22 protein-coding genes are annotated in these 21326 nt (G+C 51.2%); 8 read left to right on the forward strand and 14 right to left on the reverse strand.

Features of this window, described 5'->3' with window-relative positions:
* The 5 genes from ribD to pgpA all read left to right on the forward strand — a co-directional run bounded on the left by ribD (nucleotide 1) and on the right by pgpA (nucleotide 3625).
* Complete coding sequence (gene ribD / locus ACF2G4_RS00490) at nucleotides 1-1104, forward strand: bifunctional diaminohydroxyphosphoribosylaminopyrimidine deaminase/5-amino-6-(5-phosphoribosylamino)uracil reductase RibD (RefSeq protein WP_409075309.1); 1104 nt, start codon at nucleotides 1-3, stop codon at nucleotides 1102-1104.
* 91 nt (nucleotides 1105-1195) lie between these two features.
* Nucleotides 1196-1666 (forward strand): 6,7-dimethyl-8-ribityllumazine synthase, encoded by a 471-nt coding sequence (gene ribE / locus ACF2G4_RS00495; protein ID WP_215847456.1) that lies wholly within the window; start codon nucleotides 1196-1198, stop codon nucleotides 1664-1666.
* Nucleotides 1667-1685: 19 nt separating this feature from the next.
* Nucleotides 1686-2105, forward strand: coding sequence for a transcription antitermination factor NusB (gene nusB, locus ACF2G4_RS00500; protein ID WP_215847455.1), 420 nt, complete (start codon nucleotides 1686-1688; stop codon nucleotides 2103-2105).
* Between the two features lie 55 nt (nucleotides 2106-2160).
* Entirely contained in the window at nucleotides 2161-3138 is a 978-nt protein-coding gene (gene thiL, locus ACF2G4_RS00505) for a thiamine-phosphate kinase (RefSeq protein WP_215847454.1), read from the forward strand.
* Nucleotides 3125-3625, forward strand: coding sequence for a phosphatidylglycerophosphatase A (pgpA, locus tag ACF2G4_RS00510; protein WP_215847453.1), 501 nt, complete (start codon nucleotides 3125-3127; stop codon nucleotides 3623-3625). Before thiL ends, pgpA begins: the two co-directional genes overlap by 14 nt.
* Before the next feature lie 77 nt (nucleotides 3626-3702).
* Here the strand turns inward: pgpA and ACF2G4_RS00515 are convergent, their stop codons facing one another.
* From ACF2G4_RS00515 to xseB, 4 genes are all read right to left on the reverse strand, one after another.
* Nucleotides 3703-4677: an aldo/keto reductase gene (locus ACF2G4_RS00515; protein ID WP_409075310.1), complete on the reverse strand. Its 975-nt coding sequence runs from the start codon at nucleotides 4675-4677 to the stop codon at nucleotides 3703-3705.
* A gap of 93 nt (nucleotides 4678-4770) precedes the next feature.
* On the reverse strand, nucleotides 4771-6636 hold the full coding sequence (gene dxs, locus ACF2G4_RS00520; protein WP_243078415.1) for a 1-deoxy-D-xylulose-5-phosphate synthase: 1866 nt from the start codon (nucleotides 6634-6636) through the stop codon (nucleotides 4771-4773).
* A gap of 19 nt (nucleotides 6637-6655) precedes the next feature.
* Nucleotides 6656-7555 carry a (2E,6E)-farnesyl diphosphate synthase gene (ispA, locus tag ACF2G4_RS00525; RefSeq protein WP_215847451.1) on the reverse strand — a complete coding sequence of 300 codons (900 nt, stop codon included), beginning with the start codon at nucleotides 7553-7555 and terminating at the stop codon, nucleotides 6656-6658.
* Nucleotides 7555-7797 carry an exodeoxyribonuclease VII small subunit gene (gene xseB, locus ACF2G4_RS00530; protein WP_215847450.1) on the reverse strand — a complete coding sequence of 81 codons (243 nt, stop codon included), beginning with the start codon at nucleotides 7795-7797 and terminating at the stop codon, nucleotides 7555-7557. The genes ispA and xseB overlap by 1 nt, the downstream gene beginning before the upstream one ends.
* Nucleotides 7798-8033: 236 nt before the next feature.
* On the opposite strand from xseB, the gene thiI reads away from it, so the two are divergent.
* A complete protein-coding gene (gene thiI, locus ACF2G4_RS00535) occupies nucleotides 8034-9482 on the forward strand; it encodes a tRNA uracil 4-sulfurtransferase ThiI (protein ID WP_243078413.1) in 1449 nt (482 codons plus the stop codon).
* Between the two features lie 33 nt (nucleotides 9483-9515).
* Here thiI and yajL read toward each other — a convergent pair whose 3' ends face one another.
* The gene (gene yajL / locus ACF2G4_RS00540) at nucleotides 9516-10118 is read right to left on the reverse strand and encodes a protein deglycase YajL (RefSeq protein WP_215847449.1); all 603 of its coding nucleotides are present in this window, start codon (nucleotides 10116-10118) and stop codon (nucleotides 9516-9518) included.
* Nucleotides 10072-10992: a 2-dehydropantoate 2-reductase gene (panE, locus tag ACF2G4_RS00545; RefSeq protein WP_243078412.1), complete on the reverse strand. Its 921-nt coding sequence runs from the start codon at nucleotides 10990-10992 to the stop codon at nucleotides 10072-10074. The genes yajL and panE overlap by 47 nt, the downstream gene beginning before the upstream one ends.
* A gap of 135 nt (nucleotides 10993-11127) precedes the next feature.
* On the opposite strand from panE, the gene ACF2G4_RS00550 reads away from it, so the two are divergent.
* Nucleotides 11128-11619, forward strand: coding sequence for a YajQ family cyclic di-GMP-binding protein (locus ACF2G4_RS00550; protein ID WP_215847448.1), 492 nt, complete (start codon nucleotides 11128-11130; stop codon nucleotides 11617-11619).
* 165 nt (nucleotides 11620-11784) lie between these two features.
* On the opposite strand, the gene ACF2G4_RS00555 is transcribed toward ACF2G4_RS00550, so the two are convergent.
* The 8 genes from ACF2G4_RS00555 to ACF2G4_RS00590 all read right to left on the reverse strand — a co-directional run bounded on the left by ACF2G4_RS00555 (nucleotide 11785) and on the right by ACF2G4_RS00590 (nucleotide 20611).
* Nucleotides 11785-13149 (reverse strand): MFS transporter, encoded by a 1365-nt coding sequence (locus ACF2G4_RS00555; protein WP_409075311.1) that lies wholly within the window; start codon nucleotides 13147-13149, stop codon nucleotides 11785-11787.
* Between the two features lie 131 nt (nucleotides 13150-13280).
* Entirely contained in the window at nucleotides 13281-14168 is an 888-nt protein-coding gene (gene cyoE / locus ACF2G4_RS00560; RefSeq protein WP_215847446.1) for a heme o synthase, read from the reverse strand.
* Between the two features lie 13 nt (nucleotides 14169-14181).
* Complete coding sequence (locus ACF2G4_RS00565) at nucleotides 14182-14511, reverse strand: cytochrome o ubiquinol oxidase subunit IV (RefSeq protein ID WP_215847445.1); 330 nt, start codon at nucleotides 14509-14511, stop codon at nucleotides 14182-14184.
* A complete protein-coding gene (locus tag ACF2G4_RS00570; RefSeq protein WP_215847444.1) occupies nucleotides 14511-15128 on the reverse strand; it encodes a cytochrome o ubiquinol oxidase subunit III in 618 nt (205 codons plus the stop codon). The genes ACF2G4_RS00565 and ACF2G4_RS00570 overlap by 1 nt, the downstream gene beginning before the upstream one ends.
* Complete coding sequence (cyoB, locus tag ACF2G4_RS00575) at nucleotides 15128-17110, reverse strand: cytochrome o ubiquinol oxidase subunit I (protein WP_409075312.1); 1983 nt, start codon at nucleotides 17108-17110, stop codon at nucleotides 15128-15130. Before cyoB ends, ACF2G4_RS00570 begins: the two co-directional genes overlap by 1 nt.
* 4 nt (nucleotides 17111-17114) lie before the next feature.
* The gene (gene cyoA, locus ACF2G4_RS00580; protein WP_409075313.1) at nucleotides 17115-18041 is read right to left on the reverse strand and encodes a cytochrome o ubiquinol oxidase subunit II; all 927 of its coding nucleotides are present in this window, start codon (nucleotides 18039-18041) and stop codon (nucleotides 17115-17117) included.
* Between the two features lie 445 nt (nucleotides 18042-18486).
* A complete protein-coding gene (gene ampG / locus ACF2G4_RS00585; protein WP_409075314.1) occupies nucleotides 18487-19977 on the reverse strand; it encodes a muropeptide MFS transporter AmpG in 1491 nt (496 codons plus the stop codon).
* A 55-nt stretch (nucleotides 19978-20032) separates the two neighbouring features.
* Nucleotides 20033-20611, reverse strand: coding sequence for a lipoprotein (locus tag ACF2G4_RS00590; protein WP_215847441.1), 579 nt, complete (start codon nucleotides 20609-20611; stop codon nucleotides 20033-20035).
* A 280-nt stretch (nucleotides 20612-20891) separates the two neighbouring features.
* Between ACF2G4_RS00590 and bolA the strand changes: the two genes are divergently transcribed.
* Entirely contained in the window at nucleotides 20892-21206 is a 315-nt protein-coding gene (gene bolA / locus ACF2G4_RS00595; protein WP_215847440.1) for a transcriptional regulator BolA, read from the forward strand.
* Nucleotides 21207-21326: the final 120 nt, after the last annotated feature.

Here is a 21326-nt window from a genome sequence, read left to right on the forward strand (position 1 = left end):
ATGACCGATGAACGCTATATGGCGCGTGCGCTGGAACTGGCGCGGCGCGGTCGTTTTACCACGACACCGAATCCCAATGTAGGGTGCGTTATTGTCCGTGATGGTGAAATCGTGGGTGAAGGCTGGCATCAACGAGCCGGTGAACCCCATGCTGAAGTCCATGCGTTGCGCATGGCCGGTGATCGCGCTCGCGGCGCGACAGCTTACGTCACGCTAGAACCTTGCAGCCATCATGGCCGTACGCCACCTTGTTGCGATGCGCTGATTGCCGCAGGCGTCAGCCGCGTGGTGGCAGCGATGCAAGATCCGAATCCGCAGGTGGCAGGGCGCGGTTTACATCGCTTGAGCCAGGCGGGAATTGACGTCAGCCACGGTCTGATGATGAGCGAAGCCGAAGCGCTCAATCGCGGTTTCCTGAAACGCATGCGCACCGGTTTTCCGTGGGTGCAACTCAAATTAGGCGCTTCGCTGGATGGCCGCACCGCGATGGCGAGCGGTGAAAGCCAATGGATTACCTCTGCCGCAGCAAGGCGCGATGTGCAAAGACTGCGAGCGCAAAGCTCCGCTATTCTCAGCAGCAGCGCCACCGTGTTAGCGGATGATCCGTCACTGACGGTGCGTTGGTCAGAACTGAATGCAGATACCCAGTCATTACTGGATGAAAGTACACTACGTCAGCCGATACGCGTGATCGTGGATAGTCAAAATCGCGTTACACCGCACCACAAGTTGATTACGCAGCCGGGCGAAACGTGGCTGATGCGCCAAACGGCCGATCAGCAAACCTGGCCCGAAGGCGTCACGCAAATTGGCGTGCCGCTGCGTGAACAGCAGTTGGATCTGGTCGCCATGATGATGCTGCTTGGCAAGCGACAGATTAACAGCGTTTGGGTTGAAGCCGGCGCGTCCCTGGCCGGTGCGCTACTGCAAATTGGCTTGGTTGATGAGTTGATTGTGTATGTCGCGCCTAAGCTTTTAGGTGATGAGGGACGCGGCTTGTGTCAGCTGCCCGGTTTACAGCAACTTGCTGATGCACCAAGCTTTTCATTCAGCGATGTCCGTCAGGTCGGCACGGATTTGCGTCTGACCTTGACACCGCAATAATGCAGGCGGAAAAGCGAGAGCAAGCCGCCGAAGAGTATGATAGAATCCGCCCCCCTGCGCGGGGCCAAACAAACCCCCTGAAAGGATAAGTATGAAAGTTATCGAAGCTGCTGTTGCTACGCCTGAGGCCAATGTTGCCATCGTTATCGCGCGTTTTAACAACTTCATTAATGACAGCCTGCTGGATGGCGCGATCGACGCTCTGAAGCGTATCGGTCAGGTCAAAGATGAGAACATCACCGTTGTTTGGGTTCCCGGCGCTTATGAACTGCCACTGGCAGCACGTGCGTTGACGAAAACAGGCAAATATGATGCCGTGATCGCCTTGGGCACTGTCATTCGTGGTGGCACTGCACATTTCGAATATGTTGCAGGTGAAGCCAGCTCCGGTATCGCCAGCGTTGCAATGAACAGCGAGATTCCTGTCGCGTTCGGCGTGCTGACCACCGAAAATATCGAGCAGGCCATTGAGCGTGCTGGTACCAAAGCCGGTAATAAGGGTGCAGAAGCAGCCTTGACCGCGCTCGAAATGATTAACGTATTGAAAGCCATCAAAGCCTGATTTTTGTAAGGGGAATTTTGTGAAACCTGCTGCTCGTCGTCGCGCCCGTGAGTGCGCTGTCCAGGCGCTTTACTCCTGGCAGTTGTCTAACAACGACATTGCCGATGTGGAATACCAGTTTCTGGCGGAACAAGACGTCAAAGACGTCGATATTTCTTATTTCCGCGAACTGCTGTCCGGTGTGGCGACCAACAGCGCGTATCTGGATGGTCTGATGAAACCTTACCTGTCGCGTCAGCTGGAAGAGCTGGGCCAGGTAGAAAGAGCTGTGCTGCGTATCTCGCTGTATGAACTGAGCAAGCGTGCTGATGTGCCTTATAAAGTAGCCATCAATGAAGGTATTGAGCTGGCGAAAGTGTTTGGCGCAGAAGACAGCCACAAGTTTGTCAACGGCGTGCTGGATAAAGCGGGTCCACAGATTCGACCCAATCGTAAGTAAATAAAAAGGCCGGCTTGCCGGCCTTTTTTCATTATTGGTTAAGCGGAACGCAACTATGTCTTGTGGTGAATTTGAACTCATCGCACGCTACTTCAATCGCAGAACGCGCAGCCGCCGTGATGTCGAAACCGGCATTGGTGATGATTGTGCGCTTCTGAGCGTGCCAGAAAAACAGACGCTGGCGATCAGCACCGATACGTTGGTGGCTGGCATACACTTCCTTCGTGATATCCATCCCGCCGATTTAGGCTACAAAGCGCTGGCCGTTAACCTCAGCGATCTCGCCGCAATGGGTGCGGATCCCGCCTGGCTGACGCTGGCAATGACCTTGCCTGAAGTCGACGAAACCTGGCTGGCAGCATTCAGTGAAAGCCTGTTTGAGCTGCTGGAATATTACGATATGCAGCTTGTGGGCGGCGACACTACGCGCGGACCACTTAGCCTGACGCTGGGTATTCATGGTCTGGTGCCGCAAGGCCGCGCCTTGAAACGTTCCGGTGCTAAACCTGGCGACTGGATTTTTGTTACCGGCACCTTGGGCGACAGCGCGGCGGGACTGGCGTTGTTACAGCATCGTAAACGTATCAACGATCCGGCGGTTCATGAAGCGCTCATCAAGCGTCACTTGCGCCCAATGCCGCGCATCCTGCAAGGACAGGCGCTGCGTTCTTTGGCATCATCGGCTATCGATCTCTCTGATGGTTTGATCTCCGATCTCGGCCACGTTTTAAAAGCCAGCGGCTGCGGTGCACGCATCAATCTGGACGCATTGCCTTTGTCGCCTGCGCTGCGCGATCATTTCGAGCCGGAAGAAGTTTTACGCTGGGCATTAAGCGGTGGTGAAGATTATGAACTTTGCTTTACCGTGCCGGAAGTGCATCGCGGGGCGCTGGATGTGGCGCTCGGCCATCTTGGCGTACCTTTTACCTGCATCGGTCAGATTGCGCCAGAATCAGAAGGTTTAACGCTGCTGGATAACGGCAAGCCTGCGAAATTCAGTCATAAAGGATTTGACCATTTTGACGCTCGATAAAGACGTAGCAAAAAGCCGTTTGCGGATGAGCAATCCGTGGCACCTGTTAGCCACGGGTTTTGGCAGTGGATTAAGCCCTTATATGCCAGGAACGGTGGGATCGGTCGCTGCGATTCCTTTCTGGTTTCTGATGACCTATCTGCCACAGGATATCTATTCACTGGTGGTGTTATTAGGAATCAGTGTCGGTGTTTATCTCTGTCACCGCACAGCCAAAGATATGGGCGTTCACGACCATGGCAGCATTGTCTGGGATGAGTTTATCGGCATGTGGATTACGTTGATGGCCATTCCGGTAAACAGCTGGGAATGGGTTTTAGCGGGTTTTATCGTGTTCCGCATTTTCGATATTTGGAAACCCTGGCCGATTCGCTGGTTTGATCGCAATGTACACGGCGGCATGGGCATTATGGTCGATGACATTATCGCTGGGGTCATTTCAGCCGCGATATTGTTTGGCGTCGGCCATTACTGGCTGGCTGTTTAATGACGCATTCCCTCTCCGAAAGGAGAGGGAATTCTCCGATGTGCTACACCGGTTAATCATTGAGATTGAAGCCGCTGTTACTCAAATCCCACCGCCGGATGCGGCTGATAAACACTTTCAAGCTCAGCAATGTCGGTTGAATCGAGCTCAACATCCACTGCTTTGACCAAATCGTCCAACTGCTGCGCACGTGATGCACCAATAATCGGTGCCGTTACGGCGGGTTTATGCAACAGCCACGCCAGCGCAACTTGCGCACGACTCACGCCTTTATCCGCTGCAATGGTTTCAACCCGCTTCGCGATTTCAGCATCGTTCTCTTCCGTTGCGCTGTACAGCGTTTTACTCACTTCATCAGAAACCGATCGCGCTGTGGTTTCACCCCACGGACGCGTCAGCTTGCCGCGAGCCAGCGGACTCCACGGCAACACCGCAATGTTTTTATCCAGACATAATGGATGCATTTCATTTTCTTCTTCACGCTGAATCAAATTATATTGATCCTGCATGCTAACGAAACGCGCCCAGCTATGGCGTTCCTGCGTCTCAAGCGCTAGTGCAAACTGATTGGCATGCATTGAAGATGCGCCGATGTAACGCGCTTTACCGGCTTTCACCACATCATTTAACGCCTCAAGCGTCTCTTCCAGCGGCGTTTCATAATCCCAGCGGTGAATTTGCAGTAGGTCCACATAGTCCATGCCGAGACGATTCAAGCTGTCATCAATGGATTGCAGGATATTTTTGCGCGACAAGCCTTGGGATAAATTACTCATTGGAAAATAGACTTTCGTCGCGACCACGATCTCATCGCGGCGGGCAAACGCTTTTAAAGCGCGGCCGACGATCTCTTCACTGCTGCCGTCAGAATAGCTGTTGGCAGTATCGAAAAAATTAATTCCTGCCTCTAACGCTTGCTGAATTAACGGGCGGCTACTCTCTTCTGGCAACGTCCAGGCGTGTTTGCCGCGATCCGGCTCACCAAAGGTCATGCAACCCAGACAAAGACGCGAAACCTGCAGATCGGTGGTACCCAGTTGGATGGTTTTCATGATGGCTCCTGCGCAAAGTCGCTGATGATTCGAGGGAATCATAAAGCATAGCAGGCGTTTCGCCCCCCGGTTGGGGAGCGAAAGGTGAGGGGATTACTGTGCGAGCCAAGCCTCAATTTGCTGCTGGATACCTTCTGCATCCAGTTGGTAATCGTGACGGACTTCGTCCTGCGTACCCTGCGGGATAAATTCATCAGGCAGGCCAAGATTCAACACCGGTACACGCAGACGTTTAGCCATGACGTACTCATTGACGCCGCTGCCCGCGCCGCCTTTGATTGCACCTTCTTCCAGCGTAATCAATGCCTCGTATTTACCTGCCAGCTCTGTAATTAAGGCTTCATCCAGCGGCTTCACGAAGCGCATATCCACCAACGTTGCGTTGAGCGCCTCAGCGGTAGCAGCAGCTTCAGGCAGCAAGGTACCAAAGTTTAGGATGGCGAGTTGTTCGCCTTCACGCTTGATAACACCTTTGCCGAGCGGCAAACTTTTCAGCGGTGTTAATTCGGTGCCTACACCCGTCCCGCGTGGGTAGCGCACCGCGCTCGGGCCATCCTGATAGTGATAACCGGTATAGAGCATCTGGCGGCACTCATTCTCATCGCTTGGCGTCATGATCACCATGTCAGGGACGCAGCGCAGATAGGCGAGGTCAAAGGCGCCCTGATGCGTTTGTCCGTCGGCACCGACAATGCCGCCGCGATCGATAGCAAACAGCACCGGTAATTTCTGGATAGCCACATCGTGAATCACCTGATCATAGGCGCGCTGCAAAAAAGTGGAGTAAATGGCGACGATCGGCTTATAGCCGCCGATGGCCATACCTGCTGCGAACGTCACGGCATGCTGCTCAGCAATTGCTACGTCAAAGTATTGATTTGGGTATTCACGTGAGAAGCCCACCATGCCCGAACCTTCACGCATAGCGGGCGTGATCGCCATCAGTTTTGGATCGTCAGCCGCCATTTCACACAGCCAGTTACCAAAGATTTTTGAGTAGCTCGGTAAGCCCTCAGCACTCTTCGGCAGTGCGCCGTTTGCCAGATCAAATTTAGGTACCGCATGCCAGGTAATCGGATCTTCTTCGGCAGGCGCATAGCCTTTGCCTTTCTTGGTCATGATGTGCAGAAACTGCGGCCCTTTCAGGCTGCGCATGTTGGATAGCGTATTTACCAGGGTTAGCACATCGTGGCCATCAACCGGGCCAATATAGTTAAAGCCCAACTCTTCAAACAGCGTGCCTGGTACCACCATGCCTTTCAGATGCTCTTCGGTACGTCTTACCAACTCTTTGATGGGCGGCAGGCCGGTTAAAACGCGCTTTCCACCTTCGCGCAGGCGCGCATAGGTTTTACCCGAAAGAATTTGCGCCAGGCGATTATTTAATGCACCAACGTTTTCAGAGATCGACATTTCGTTGTCGTTAAGGATCACCAGCATGTCCGGCTTGATATCACCTGCGTGGTTCATGGCTTCGAAAGCCATGCCTGCGGTGATCGCGCCATCACCGATAATGCAGGCGGTGCGGCGACCTTTGCCTTCTCGCTCGGCTGCAGCAGCCATGCCAAGACCGGCGCTGATTGAGGTAGACGAGTGGCCCACGCTCAGCACGTCATATTCGCTCTCGCCGCGCCATGGAAAAGGGTGCACGCCATTTTTCTGACGAATAGTGCCAATACGATCGCGGCGACCGGTCAGAATTTTGTGTGGATAGGCTTGATGTCCTACATCCCACACCAGATGATCAAACGGCGTGTTATAGACGTAATGCAGCGCCACCGTCAGCTCGACGACGCCCAAACCTGAAGCGAAGTGGCCACTGGAGCGGCTGACGCTGTCTAACAGATACTGACGCAGTTCATCACACAGCGCAGGCAATTTCTCTTTCGGCAGAGCGCGCAGCTCTTGAACCGTGTCCGCTAGCGCCAGTGTCGGGTATTTAGCAATATCAAAACTCATCAGAGACTCATTATGGAAGTTATTTGTCGCGTTCAATTATGAAGCTCGCCAACGCTTGCAAAGCTGTGGTGTCATAGGATTGGGCGGCGAGAATTTCCAGCGCACTAAGCGCTTCCTGATACAAATCCCAGGCTTTTATGCGGGCATTATCCAGCCCCATCAATGAAGGATAGGTGCTTTTACCTAAATCTTGATCGGCGCCCTGACGTTTACCAATCACGGCGGTATCCCCAATCACATCGAGAATATCGTCTTGTACCTGAAATGCGAGGCCAATCGCATCCGCGTAGCGATCGAGTACCGGCAGCGCCAGACGACCTTTTTCCCCGGCAGCCAGCGCGCCCAGACGAACAGCAGCACGGATCAGCGCGCCCGTTTTATGGCGATGAATCTGCTCTAGCTGGGGTAAATCAACGGATTTTCCTTCCGCCGCCAAGTCCAGCGCCTGTCCACCACACATTCCGGCTACACCGCTGGCTTTAGCCAGTTCAGATATCATGGCGAGGCGATATTCTGCGCTCACGCCAGGCATCGGCTGGTCCGCCAGGATAGAGAACGCCAGTGTTTGTAATGCATCACCTGCAAGGATGGCGGTGTCTTCACCATATTTTATGTGGCAGGTGGGTTGGCCACGGCGTAACGCATCATCGTCCATCGCAGGAAGATCGTCATGAATCAGGGAGTACGCGTGAATACATTCAACTGCCGCAGCGGGAATATCCAAGCTTACTGGATCGGCATTAAGCATTTCGCCGGTGGCGTAGACCAAAAAAGGGCGCAGACGTTTACCGCCTAATAATGCCCCATATTGCATGGCATTCACCAGAGGAGAACTCTGAAAAGGGAGTGGATCTAATAAGCGCGTCAGCGCAGCATTCACCTGTTGGTGATAAGCGCTGAGCAAGTTGGCAAAATCCATTAGTCGTTTTCCGGCGTGAAAGAGGTGAGATCGGCGTCTTTATCATCGCTCAGTAAGATGCGCACACGCTGTTCTGCTTGCTGCAGCGTTTGCTGCCCGGTACGTGCCAACTGCACGCCACGCTCAAACTCATTCAGCGCCTCTTCCAACGGCAGCTCACCACTTTCCAGGCGGCTGACAATCTGTTCCAGCTGCTGCAATGACGTTTCGAAGCTGGCTGGCTTTTCGGCTTTTTTCGGCATAATTAGGTGTCGACTCGCGGTTAAGAATCATCTCGCAATCCGACATGGTAGCTGAGACGAAATGATTAGCAAAATAATCAATGTGGCGGCGGTTGCAGAAGCAGTCATCGGACAAAGGTGATATACTCTCGCGCCTCGGATGCGGATGCGCCTCGTAGCCCGCAATTTTTGTGATTTTACCAGCTAAGTGCTGCCTGTTTTAGCACTTATTTGCCCAACGAAGCTGTGTCGCCATCATGAAGTTTATCATCAAGTTATTTCCTGAAATCACCATCAAAAGTCAGTCGGTGCGCTTGCGCTTTATTAAGATTTTAGCCAGTAATATTCGCAACGTTCTGAAAACCGTCAGTGAAGAGATCGCGGTGGTACGTCACTGGGATCACATTGAAGTGCGCTCAAAAGATGAGTCGCTGCGGACATCGATTGCCGATGAGTTAACGCGCATCCCAGGTATTCATCACGTGTTGGCAGTCGAAGACCGTGAATATACCGACATCCACAATATTTTCGAACAGACGCTGGTGCAGTATCGCGATAGCCTGGAAAACAAAACTTTCTGCGTGCGCGTGAAGCGTCGCGGCAAGCACAGTTTCAGTTCGCAAGACGTCGAGCGTTATGTTGGTGGCGGTCTGAACCAGCACATTGAGACTGCAAAAGTGCAGCTCAACAAGCCTGAAGTGACGGTAAATCTTGAAGTTGAAGAGAATCGCCTGACATTGGTCACTGCGCGTTACGAAGGTTTGGGTGGTTTCCCGGTCGGCACGCAAGAAGATGTGCTGTCACTGATCTCTGGCGGCTTCGACTCTGGCGTTTCCAGCTACATGCTGATGCGTCGCGGCAGTCGCGTACATTATTGCTTCTTTAACCTTGGCGGCGCAGCGCATGAAATTGGCGTTCGTCAGGTGGCTTATTACTTGTGGAGCCGCTTCGGTCGCTCGCACCGCGTGCGTTTCGTCGCAATCAACTTTGAACCCGTTGTCGGCGAAATTCTGGAAAAAGTGGATGACGGCCAAATGGGCGTGGTGCTGAAGCGCATGATGGTTCGCGCCGCCTCGCAGATTGCTGAACGCTACGGCGTTCAGGCGTTGGTGACCGGAGAAGCGCTGGGACAAGTTTCCAGCCAGACGCTGACTAACCTGCGTTTGATTGACAACGCTTCAGATACTTTGATTTTGCGTCCGCTGATTTCGCACGACAAAGAGCACATCATCAAAATTGCGCGTGAAATCGGTACGGAAGATTTCGCCAGCACCATGCCAGAATATTGCGGCGTGATTTCCAAAAGTCCAACGGTTAAAGCAGTGAAATCGAAAATTGAAGCAGAAGAGCGCAATTTCAATTTCGACATTCTGAACCAGGTGATTGAAGAAGCCACTAACGTTGATATCCGCGAGATTGCGGAGCAAACGGAAGAAGAGGTGGTGGAAGTGGAAACTGTGGCGTCATTAGGCACTAACGATATCGTGTTGGATATCCGCGCCATTGATGAACAGGAAGACAAACCGCTACAGCTTTCGGCAACGGAAGTGAAGTCGATGCCGTTCTACAAGCTCAGCACGCAGTTTGGCAATCTTGATCAGAATAAAACCTGGCTGTTGTATTGCGATCGCGGTGTGATGAGTCGATTGCAGGCGCTTTATCTGCATGAGCAAGGTTTTAAAAACGTAAAGGTTTATCGACCTTAAGCGAACAAGGCGGCAGCGATGCCGCCTTTTTAATCATTCAAATTCCTGATAGTTGTAGATTCCAGCCGCTAATACCAGCTGCGAAGCGACTTCACGCGCTTTCTCTTTTCCTACCAACAAATCAATCAGCTTCAACGCAAAATCCATTGCCGTGCCTGGCCCTTGGCTCGTCAGTAGGTTAACGCGTGGATCCCATACTACGCGGCGCTCCATCCACTTTTCTTCTGGGATGGTGGATTTAAGGCCAGGAAAACCGGTCATATTGCCCACTGGAAAGAGATCATGTGGAACTAAAACTGTGCCAGCTGCTGCACAAATCGCTGCAACAATACGCTCGGAAAGATGAAACTGGCGCACGGTTTCCACTAACAACGGGCTGTCGCGGAAGGTTTCAGCACCTTTGAGACCGCCGGGCAACACAATTGCCGCATAGTCGTTGTCTGCCACTTCCACTAAAGGCGCATCCGCTAACAGACGCACGCCACGCGAACAAACAATCTCAAGCGCGCCATCGCTTTCTACGCTGGCAGTGATGACTTTCAAGCCGCCGCGCACCAGTAAATCGATGGTGGTGACCGCTTCGGTCTCTTCACTGCCATGTGCCAGGCAAACCAGCACCGATGCGTTCGCGGTCATAATGTAACTCCTTGCGTTTAATCAGTTCAAACAAACGGGTATTTTCCGGCAGCGCCAGACCATGCGCGCGAGCACGGCGCAGCAGGAATCCGGTGATGTAATCGATCTCTGTCAGCCGCTGGGCACGCACATCCTGTAACATGGAGGACGTGTTGGCTGCGGTGCTTTCAATCACATCGAACACAATCTCTTTTAAATTATCACTGGGGATGCTTTGACCTTCGCGCTCCATCACCCAACTGATCTCTTCACTTAAGATTTCGATCTGTGCAGCGTGCGCACGCAGCGCACCGTTTTGGCAATCATATTCCACGGTAAGCGGATTAATGATGCAGTTAACCGCCAGCTTGCGCCAACAGGCGGCGCGGATGTTGTCATGCCAGGCCACATCCGGTAATGCGTGGTGCAGGGTATCGGCAATGTTGCTGTAAAGCGCACTTTTGCGATTACCCGGGCCGATATGCGTTATGCCGTTGGCGACGTGTTTAATCACCGTGCCATCACGCATCGCAGCGTGAGTCGTGATGCCGCGCAACAGCGGTTGCGTCATTCCTTTTAGCTCTTCCAGCGTGCCCATCCCGTTATGTAACAATAGAATAGGGCAATCGTCTGGCAGCACGCTTTCGAGATTTTTTACGGCCGGTGAGACCTGCGTTGCCTTGAGCGTGACCAGCAATAACTGGCTCTCAGCCAGAAACAGCGGATCGTTGGCGATAAAGGTTTTGTTGGAAACGTTGCCTTGAGGATCGACGACATTTGCCGAGCAATAAGGCTGCGGCACACGAAGCCAACCTTGAACGTCGTGTCCCTGGCGTGCAAGCGCGGAGAGCCAAATCTGACCTATTGCGCCGCACCCTAACACGGTAATTTTCATACTGCCTCCCGCTGGCGGGCTTATCGTTTTATTATTTACTGACACACATAAGTATAGCTTTGTGTGTCGCGTGATTTTATTTAGCGCCCTTAGACGGGTATTATGCATGCCACTTTAGTGTCAGGAGAAGAAGAGATGCCATCTTTCGATATCGTTTCAGAAGTCGACATGCAGGAAGTTCGCAATGCGGTAGATAATGCCAACCGTGAATTGTCTACTCGCTTCGATTTCCGCAACGTGAGCGCCAGCTATGAGCTCAACGAAAAGAATGAAACCATCAAAGTGCTCAGTGAATCTGATTTTCAGGTCAAGCAGTTGGTAGACATTTTGCGCGAGAAAATGCTTAAGCGCGGCATTGAGGGAGCAGCGTTAGAAGTTCCTGAAGAGATTGAGCACAGCGGAAAAAGCTGGAGTCTGGATGCCAAAATGAAAAAAGGCATTGAATCTGACGTAGCGAAAAAATTGGTGAAGCTGATCAAAGACAGCAAGCTGAAGGTGCAAACGCAGATTCAAGGTGAAGCGCTGCGTGTCACCGGTAAGTCACGTGATGATTTACAGGGGGCAATGGCAGTAGTCCGTGGTGGTAATCTGGGGCAGCCGTTCCAGTTTAAAAACTTCCGCGATTAATCATCTGATTGCGTGCGCAGCGTGACTTTTTTAACATGCTGCAAACGGTAAGGTAATTATCGTAATGGAGTCGCGAGTCAATATCCGTATCTCTTTGAGTGTATACACAACTTAAGCGGGTATTGTCGCGGTAAAAGACAAACCCGGCGAAAGCCGGGTTTTGCATTAATTGCTGGCGATGAGCGCTTCAAGCTCAACTCGACTGGTGACTTTGCTGTCAATCTTGATGTAGGCGCTTTTCTCTTCAGGCACGATAAATACGGAGGAAACGCCAGGCTGTGCTTTGAGGCGCTTTTCCAGATTCGGTGCGGCTAACACGGCATCGCTCAAGACGATTCGTAGGCTGCTGACATAAGGCGGCTCCTGCATCGTCATGCTAACAAACAGCCAAACGGTAGCCAGCATGGCGGTCACTAAAAACACCGTCTGCGCATCAAAATGCCCAAACACCCAACCGCCCATGCTGCCGCCAATGGCGACACCGAGGAACTGGCTGGTGGAGTAAAGTCCCATGGCGGTGCCTTTGTAACCTGCGGGCGATTCTTTGCTTACCAAAGAAGGCAAAATCGCTTCCATCAGGTTAAAGGCAAAGAAGAAAAGCTGCACACCAATGACCAGGGTCCAGAAGTGGCCTTCTGCGCCCCATAGCACGATTTCAGCCACCACAATCATACCGACGCAACCCACAAAAACGCGCTTCATGCGGCGTTTAACTTCCGCATAAATGATGAACGGAATAACGCCTGCAAAGGCAATAAGCATGGTGATCAGATAGACTTTCCAATGCTCTGCCGCCGGGAAACCTGCTTGCTCAAATTGCCCGGGTAACGCGACAAAACTCGACATCAACAAAACATGCAGGCAAAAAATGCCAAAATTCAATTTCAGCAGGCGCGAGTTAGCCATGACTTTGCTGAAGCTGCCTTTCACCATGCCCGATTCGCGATTCAACACATGATGGGTAGTAGAAGGCACCACGAGTAACGTAATGGCAATGCCAAGTGACGCGAGGATAGCAATCATCCAGAACAGGGCGTGCAGCCCCAAAGCGTGAGTAATGATGGGACCTAGCACCATCGCAATGGCAAAGGTAACGCCGAAGCTAATGCCGATAAACGCCATAGCCTTCGTGCGATTCTGCTCCCGCGTTAGGTCGGACAACAGCGCCATTACCGCAGCAGCAATCGCACCGGAACCTTGTAAAGCGCGACCTAAAATGATGCCCCAAATGGAATCACTGCAAGCTGCGATAACGCTGCCTAAAACAAACAGCAACAGACCGCCAACGATTAACGGCTTACGTCCAATACGATCAGAAAGCAAACCGAAGGGAATTTGAAAAATAGCCTGAGCCAGACCATAGATACCAATCGCCAAGCCAATTAGCGTTTCACTCGCGCCCTGTAATGCCATGCCATACGTTGTTAGTACCGGCAGGACCATAAACATTCCCAGCATACGCAAGGAAAAGACAGTGCCAAGGCCCCATGTGGCGCGCAGCTCCACTGGAGTCATTTTATTATCGTTCATTCCAACCTCTGTTAATGTGCTGCAATCATTCTAAGGAGCGGGGCAGGGCGGGTAAAACAATAGTTTTTAAGTAAGGGTAACAAAAAGAAAGGGCGCGAAATCGCGCCCTTGTCATACTGTTGCGGTGCTGATTACCACACGTAAGTCAGCAGGTCTTTTGACGCCGGTCCCATTGAATCAACCGACATCATCACGCTCAGCGCGGTGATGGCAACGATAGAGAAGACGAACAGTTTACGTGCCCAAACGCGATCGTTTGAGGTTTTGTAACCTGATAACGCCATGCCCAACCACCACACGCTTACTGCCGCAGCAACCACCAGATATTTGTAGCCAGCATAACCGCCCAGCGTCAGCATCAAGGTGGCAATCATGAACGCCAGAATGTAGAGCGTAATATGATTTTTTGCCACGGAGATGCCTTTTACTACCGGTAAAACCGGAATGTTCGCTGCCTGGTAATCTTTGAAGCGGAAGATCGCAATCGCGTACGAGTGCGGCATCTGCCACAGGCTAAAGATTGCCAGAAGGATCAGCGCGCCAGCATCAAACTCATTGGTCACTGCACAGTAGCCAATCACCGGCGGCGCTGCGCCAGAAAGACTACCAATCAGCGTGCCATAGACCGAATTGCGCTTCATATAGAGGCTATAAATGCCGACGTATACGACGAAGCCCATTACCGCCAGCCACATGGCCAGCGGGTTAGCACCGAAATAGAGCAACGCAAAGCCAGCAATACCCAGCGTAGTGGCATAACACAGGCTTACTTTCGCGGAAATGAGGCCTTTAACCAGCACTCGATTCCTGGTTCTCTCCATCTTGATGTCAATGTCGCGGTCAATCACGTTGTTAAAAACACAACCTGAAGCCACTACCAATGACACGCCAACCAGCGAGGTGAGAAACAGGGCGTAATCAATGCTGCCTTTAGATGCCAGCAGAAATCCGCCAATGACAGAAATTAAATTCCCGAAAATAATTCCTGGTTTTGTTACTTGCAGGTATTGCTTAATCATTACGAGCGACTCTTTAGTGGGCCATCATGTTGTAGTTGAGGTTCCACATAATCCACAGCGAGCCTACAACGACAATCAGGATAATGATCGCCGAGAAGACAATGGCCACCATGTTCCAGCCACCCTCAGATTTGCTGTCTAAGTGCAGGAAGTAAACCAGGTGAACCAGCACCTGAATTATCGCACACACCAGAACTACACCGAGAATGGTACCGTGAGATGCACTGCCATCCATTACCATCCAGAACGGAATACCGGTCAGGATGATAGAAAGGATGAAACCGATCATGTATGACTTCACGCTACCGTGTGATGCACCATGTTCGTTAACAGAATGACTCATTACATGGCTCCCATCAGATAAACAACGGTAAAGACGCAAATCCAAACCACGTCCAGGAAGTGCCAGAACAGGCTCAGACACATGATACGCGTGCGGTTAGTGGCGCTCAGACCGCGCTTGGAGATCTGGAACATCAACAACAACATCCAGATCAAACCTGAAGTCACGTGCAGACCGTGCGTCCCCACCAGCGTAAAGAAGCCAGACAGGAAACCACTGCGATCCGGGCCGTAACCTTCAACAATCAGATGATGGAATTCATAGATTTCCATACCGATGAAGCCAAGACCGAACAGGAAGGTCAACGCCAGCCAACCGATAACGGCGCCTTTGTTTTCCTTGTTCATGGAGATAACAGCCATGCCGTAGGTGATGGAGCTCAACAACAGCAGTGCGGTTTCTACCAGAACAAACGGCAGTTCAAAGATATCTTTACCTGCCGGGCCACCGGCAGTGTTATTGACCATAACTGCATAGGTCGCAAACAAGGTTGCGAAGATAATGCAGTCACTCATCAGGTAGATCCAGAAACCAAAGACTTTATTGGCTCCTGCATCGTGATGCCCATGCTCCGCATGGGCGTCGTGGTGGTGTTTAGTCAGAGTTTCAGTTGACATTATTTCAGACCTGCTTTGCTGATTTCGTCAAAGTGCTGCTTCTCAATCTTCTCGACTTCGGCAACCGGAACGTAGTAATCCACGTCTTCGTCGAAGCTCTTCACGATCCAGGAAACGATCATGCCGAGGAAAGAGAGCCCCACCAGCCACCAGATATGCCAGATCAGCGCGAAACCAAAGATGGTACCGAAGGCGGCGATAACAATCGCAGCACCGCTGTTTTTCGGCATATGAATTTCTTCATATTTCTCCGGCTGCTTGTACGCTTCGCCTTTCTCTTTCATTTCCCAGAAAGCGTCACGTTCATGCACATGCGGGATAACAGCAAAGTTGTAGAACGGCGGTGGTGAAGAGGTTGACCACTCCAGCGTACGGCCGCCCCATGGGTCACCCGTCAGATCGCGGTTCTGCTCACGGTCACGTACAGAGACGTAGAACATGGTCAGTTGGCAAATAATACCCATTGCAATCAGGCCAGCACCGCACGCTGCAACAACCAGCAGTGAATGGAACTGTGGATCGATATCCTGGCTGATACGACGAGTCATACCCATGAAGCCCAGTGCGTACAGCGGCATAAAGGCAACAAAGAAGCCGATGATCCAGAACCAGAAAGCGCGTTTGCCCCAGGTTTCGTTCAGGGTAAAGCCGAAAGCTTTCGGGAACCAGTAGGTCACGCCAGCCATACAACCGAACACCACACCACCGATAATAACGTTATGGAAGTGTGCAATCAGGAACAGGCTGTTATGCAGAATAAAGTCAGCACCCGGAACGGCCAGCAGAACGCCGGTCATACCACCTACAGAGAAGGTGACCAGGAAGCCAACAGTCCACAGCATGGCAGAGTGCATCTCAATGCGGCCCTGATACATGGTGAACAGCCAGTTAAAGATTTTAACCCCGGTCGGGATTGCGATAATCATCGTCATGATACCGAAGAAGGCGTTTACGTTAGCGCCCGCACCCATGGTGAAGAAGTGGTGCAGCCAAACGATGAACGACAATACGGTAATGGCGATGGTCGCCCAAACCAGAGAGGTGTAACCAAACAGACGCTTCTTCGAGAAGGTCGCCGTGATTTCAGCGAACACACCGAAGACGGGCAGAACCAGGATGTACACTTCCGGATGACCCCAAACCCAGATCAGGTTGACGTACATCATCATATTCCCGCCCATTTCATTGGTGAAGAAATGGAAACCGAGGTAACGATCAAGTGTCAACAGCGCCAGCGTAACGGTCAGAACCGGGAACGCAGCGATGATCAGGACGTTGGTGCAAAGTGCGGTCCAGGTAAATACCGGCATTTTGAACAGGCTCATGCCTGGTGCGCGCATCTTCAGAATGGTTACGAAGAAGTTAATACCGGTTAAGGTCGTACCGATACCAGAGAGTTGGAGACTCCATATCCAGTAATCGACCCCGACGCCGGGACTGTACTCCGCGCCGGATAGTGGCGGATAAGCCAACCAACCGGTCTGCGCGAACTCGCCCACACCCAGCGACAAGTTAACCAGGATCACACCGATCGCAGTAAACCAGAAGCTCAGGTTGTTCAGGAACGGGAACGCAACGTCACGTGCACCAATCTGCAACGGAACGGCGATGTTCATCAGGCCAACTACGAAAGGCATCGCCACGAAGAAGATCATAATCACGCCGTGCGCGGTAAAGATCTGGTCGTAGTGATGCGGCGGTAGAATGCCTGCTTCACCGGCCGAAGCCATCACCTGTTGGGTACGCATCATGATTGCATCAGCAAAGCCACGCAGCAGCATGACAAATGCCATGATGATGTACATGATACCCAGTCGTTTGTGGTCGATAGACGTCAGCCATTCAGACCACAGATATTGCCATTTACCAAAATAGGTTAGGGCTGCAACAAGTGCTAGACCACCTAAAATGATACCGGCGACCGTAACCATGATAATCGGTTCATGGTACGGCACTGCATCCAGTGTTAATTTTCCGAACATCGTATTATTCCTCGGCTCCCGCGGAAGCGGCATGACTCATGTCCATACCTTCGTGCTTAGGCATGTCCATTTTTCCGTGGCTCATCTTGAACTTGTTGATAACCTGCAAGAACAGTTCAGGATTTGCTGTAGAGAAATATTCCACCGGGTGATTTTCGCTTGGCACAGCTACTTTCTCGAAATCATCCATAGTAGTCAGCGTGTTAGGGGCCGCTTTAACTTTGGCCACCCACTGCTGGAATTCCGCATCGTCTTTGGTTGCAATGGCTTTGAACTTCATGCCAGAGAAACCACGACCACTAAAGTTCGCAGAGATACCGTCGAAAATTCCCGGCTCGTTGGCAATCAGATGCAATTTAGTCTGCATGCCAGCCATCGCGTAAATCTGGCTTCCGAGTGTCGGAATAAAGAAAGAATTCATGACGGAATTAGAGGTGATTTTAAAGTTCACTGGCGTGTTTGCCGGGAAGGCAATCTGGTTTACCGTCGCAATACCCTGTTCCGGGTAAATGAACAACCATTTCCAGTCCAGCGCAACCACATCGATCTCAACCGGTTTGACATCCGATTCCAGCGGTTTGCTTGGTTCGAGTGCGTGGGTTGATTTCCAGGTCAACACGCTCAGGAAAACAATGATCAGGATCGGAATGGTCCAAACCACGGCTTCCACTTTATTAGAGTGTGACCAGTTAGGGCTGTACTTCGCGTTAGTGTTGGAAGCCCGATATTTCCAGGCAAACACCACTGCCATCAAGACTGCGGGGATAACGACGATCAACATCAGGCCAAAGGCAGTCAGTATCAGCGAACGTTGCTCCAGTGCAACCTGTCCTTTGGGATTTAACAATGCACTATCACAGCCACTCATTAATAAAGTGCCTGCAATTAATGACAAAATCCCCAAACTTTTATTGTATTTACTGAGTCTCATTTAACGACCTCAATGACAAAGGGCTCTATTGTCGTTTAAGTGTGCGCGCATTTTACGGGAAGGTTTATGCAGTGTAAACCAGCTTAAGGATGTGTCAGATGCGTGTTGACACCTTTTGCTAAGGGTGTCACAGATGTTGCTTGGGGTGACAAATTATTAACGCAGACAAGCAGTTGGCTCCAATATAACAAAAAGCGATGGAAGTAACCGTAAAAAAAACAGGGAAAGGAATAACCCTTACTTTAATTACTCAACTGTTTAACAATTCTGTATCATTTTCGAGATAACTTTAATACAAGATAATTGCGTCCCGGTTTTTAATATCCCTTAGCTATATTATTTTCATCCAGAATTCCTCCTTCAAAAAATAACACGCGTTGATAAAATAGCACGCCTGCAGGTTTTGATGAGGAATAAGCCAATATCGGCAGAAATTATGCGTACTTTACTTAAAAGTGGTTTCAGGATTTGGCGTTTTTTTCATTGACCAGTAATCCAAAATAACGCCACCCATGACGCCCAGTAGTGCCAGTACGATCCCGAGTTCAAACAGGTGAGGTAAAAGGTCTGGGAAGCCTTCAAAACCTGCTCCTTTTAATGCCAGCGTACACAACCAGAGTGCGATAACCAGGCATCCTGCTGTAAACAAACGGCGCGTCCAGCGATAACCTTTGCGATATAAGGTGCGCGGTAAAAACTCACCGCTATTTTGCATTGCATCCAGAGTTTGGCGGCAAAGGGTCAACAGCAGCAATCCTGGCAGAGCGGCTAGCACGGTAAAAGCGTAAAAGGTTGGCCAGCCCCAAAGTTCGACCAGCCAGCCAGCCGCTGGACCGACGTAAACCCGGCCAACAGCAGACAATGCAGAGAGCAGCGCAAATTGGGTAGCGGAAAAAGAGCGATTGCACAGTGTCATTAGCAGTGCGACAAACGCTGCCGTTCCCATGCCGCCGCACAGATTCTCAACAAATACTGCGCTGGCCATACTCCACAAACGCTGATCGGTAATGGCTAATAACCAATAGCCAAAATTGGATACTGCCTGCAGCAATCCGAAGAGCATCAGCGCCCGGAACAGGCTCAGACGCTGCATGAGCACGCCGCCATACAATGCTCCAATAATGGTCGCAATCAGGCCGAGCGTTTTGTTCACTAAGCCAACATCTCCAGCATTAAAGCCGACACCGCGGATCAGGAACGTTGTGGTTAGTGAGGCAGCAAAGGCATCACCGAGCTTATACAGGATGATCAGCGTGATCAGCAGCCAGGCATTATTACGCTGAAAGAAATCTCTTAGCGGGTCGATAACGGCCTGACGCAAGGAGTGGGGTGTTGAGATAAGCGTATCGGGTTCTTTAGCCAGAAACGTTGCGATAATGCCCGGCACCATCATCAACGCCATCAGCCAATAGGTCATCTGCCAGCCTAAATAACGGTCTGCGAGCCACAACGCCAGCCCACCCGAAATCAGCATCGCCAGGCGATAACCCAGAACAGTGATGGCTGCACCACTGCCTCGCTCTTCGGCCGGCAAAATATCCGTTTTCCAGGCATCAAAAACAATATCTTGTGATGCTGAGCAAAAGGCAACCAGTACCGCAAGCGCAGCCATCAACGTTAAATCTCGACTGGGCTGCATGAACCCCATCGCGATAATGCCTGCAATTAACGCGACTTGCGTTACCAGCAGCCAGCCACGACGGCGGCCAAGGAATGGCGGCGTAAAGCGATCCATCATGGGTGACCAGAGGAATTTAAAGACGTAAGCCTGGCCTACCAAAGAAAAGAAACCGATCGTTTTCAGGTCAACATTTTCTACCGTCATCCATGCCTGTAACGTACCTGCAGTTAATGCTAACGGCAGACCGGACGCAAAGCCGAGCAGCAGTAAGACGGCGGCATTTTTTTGGGTAAAGATGCGGAGATAGTGATTCATGCTGACCTTGAGGAGATGCCCGACGCGGTGCCGGGCAGGGGAAAAACAGGTTTAATTAACGCGCGTTTTGCTTGATGAAGTTATTCACGCTGGTATCTTGCGCCATATCAGCAATGACATCGCTCATGGTTGAGTTTACAGCGTTGGTGATCTTCTGATTGTTCGCACTGAAGGCACCTTCCACACTGTAAGTCTGGCGATAGTTTTTAACTTGCTTGTTGCCGTTTTTCGCGGTGGCGATGATAGAAATATCGGCTTTAGTTGTAATGCTGTAGCGCACGTTACCTTGCGTTACATCGGCATAGAGATTGTTGACAACGATTTGCAGATCAACGGCGCCGTTAGGGCCCACCATATAACCGCGCGCGGTCATTTGCTTCTCAAGCACTTCCTGAAGCAGGAAACGTAGGTCGCGCGAAGGCGTCAACGTGACGAGTTGTCCATCACGATTCACTTTCGCCAATGCCTGATCGCTACGCTGATCGGCACCGTTAATGCTCACAGTGACACCCATCAGGCTTGGATCTTGCTGCGGCAGCTCAATTTTAGGTTGGATAGTTAATGTATTATTGCTGGATGCACAGCCGGCCAATATAAACGCAGCCAACAGCGGGAATAACAGTTTTTTCAACATACTTGTTCTCGTTAGCATAGTGGGTTGGTTTGCAAAAACTGTCGTCATCATAGCATTGCGCGGCAGTGAAAAAAGCCCCGCATCAGGGGAAATTGATTGTAAAGGCTTTTTTCAGCGTTTTAGATGTTGCAGCCATTTGAGCATCAATCGAGACGGGTTAAGATGCCAGTGTTCGGAAAGTGCTATCAGAATATTTCCGCGCTTCGCTACATATTGCGTCAAAAAACCTACTAATATTTAAACAGATGGGGCACAGCGCTCGCCATTGAGGAGTAAAACAATGATCCGCGAACAAATAGAAGAAAAGCTGCGCCTGGCCTTTGAGCCGGCTCATCTGGAAGTGCACGACGAAAGTTATCGACACAATGTTCCTGCCGGTTCTGAAAGCCATTTTAAAGTGGTGATAGTAAGTGATTGTTTTACTGGGCAACGTTTTCTGGCTCGTCACCGTGCTATTTACGGAGAACTGACTGTAGAACTGGCAGGCAGCGTGCATGCCTTGGCGTTACACACTTACACAGTAAAAGAGTGGGAAGGCTTACAGGATACTGTACTCGCTTCACCGAACTGCCGCGGTGCCGGAACCCTCGCTTAAACCTTTATAAATAAAACGGCCTGCGGGCCGTTTTTCTTTTCGATTTATACATAAACGCGATCCCCAGCGCAAAAAATCAACAAAACTGTTAAAAAGTGGTGAGTTAGCATCCTCGACTCA

This window comes from Pantoea phytostimulans, assembly GCF_046118715.1.
GTDB classification, from domain to species: Bacteria; Pseudomonadota; Gammaproteobacteria; order Enterobacterales; family Enterobacteriaceae; genus Pantoea; species Pantoea phytostimulans.

Coding starts and splice junctions, on each gene's coding strand:
- thiL (WP_215847454.1), top strand. CDS start 2,161: ATGTCTTGTGGTGAATTTGAACTCATCGCACGCTACTTCAATCGCAGA.
- xseB (WP_215847450.1), bottom strand. CDS start 7,797: ATGCCGAAAAAAGCCGAAAAGCCAGCCAGCTTCGAAACGTCATTGCAG.
- ACF2G4_RS00555 (WP_409075311.1), bottom strand. CDS start 13,149: ATGAACGATAATAAAATGACTCCAGTGGAGCTGCGCGCCACATGGGGC.
- ACF2G4_RS00570 (WP_215847444.1), bottom strand. CDS start 15,128: ATGTCAACTGAAACTCTGACTAAACACCACCACGACGCCCATGCGGAG.
- cyoA (WP_409075313.1), bottom strand. CDS start 18,041: ATGAGACTCAGTAAATACAATAAAAGTTTGGGGATTTTGTCATTAATT.
- bolA (WP_215847440.1), top strand. CDS start 20,892: ATGATCCGCGAACAAATAGAAGAAAAGCTGCGCCTGGCCTTTGAGCCG.
- ampG (WP_409075314.1), bottom strand. CDS start 19,977: ATGAATCACTATCTCCGCATCTTTACCCAAAAAAATGCCGCCGTCTTA.
- ACF2G4_RS00590 (WP_215847441.1), bottom strand. CDS start 20,611: ATGTTGAAAAAACTGTTATTCCCGCTGTTGGCTGCGTTTATATTGGCC.
- panE (WP_243078412.1), bottom strand. CDS start 10,992: ATGAAAATTACCGTGTTAGGGTGCGGCGCAATAGGTCAGATTTGGCTC.
- ACF2G4_RS00515 (WP_409075310.1), bottom strand. CDS start 4,677: ATGAAAACCATCCAACTGGGTACCACCGATCTGCAGGTTTCGCGTCTT.
- ribE (WP_215847456.1), top strand. CDS start 1,196: ATGAAAGTTATCGAAGCTGCTGTTGCTACGCCTGAGGCCAATGTTGCC.
- cyoB (WP_409075312.1), bottom strand. CDS start 17,110: ATGTTCGGAAAATTAACACTGGATGCAGTGCCGTACCATGAACCGATT.
- thiI (WP_243078413.1), top strand. CDS start 8,034: ATGAAGTTTATCATCAAGTTATTTCCTGAAATCACCATCAAAAGTCAG.
- yajL (WP_215847449.1), bottom strand. CDS start 10,118: ATGACCGCGAACGCATCGGTGCTGGTTTGCCTGGCACATGGCAGTGAA.
- cyoE (WP_215847446.1), bottom strand. CDS start 14,168: ATGATTAAGCAATACCTGCAAGTAACAAAACCAGGAATTATTTTCGGG.
- ACF2G4_RS00550 (WP_215847448.1), top strand. CDS start 11,128: ATGCCATCTTTCGATATCGTTTCAGAAGTCGACATGCAGGAAGTTCGC.
- dxs (WP_243078415.1), bottom strand. CDS start 6,636: ATGAGTTTTGATATTGCTAAATACCCGACACTGGCGCTAGCGGACACG.
- ribD (WP_409075309.1), top strand. CDS start 1: ATGACCGATGAACGCTATATGGCGCGTGCGCTGGAACTGGCGCGGCGC.
- ispA (WP_215847451.1), bottom strand. CDS start 7,555: ATGGATTTTGCCAACTTGCTCAGCGCTTATCACCAACAGGTGAATGCT.
- ACF2G4_RS00565 (WP_215847445.1), bottom strand. CDS start 14,511: ATGAGTCATTCTGTTAACGAACATGGTGCATCACACGGTAGCGTGAAG.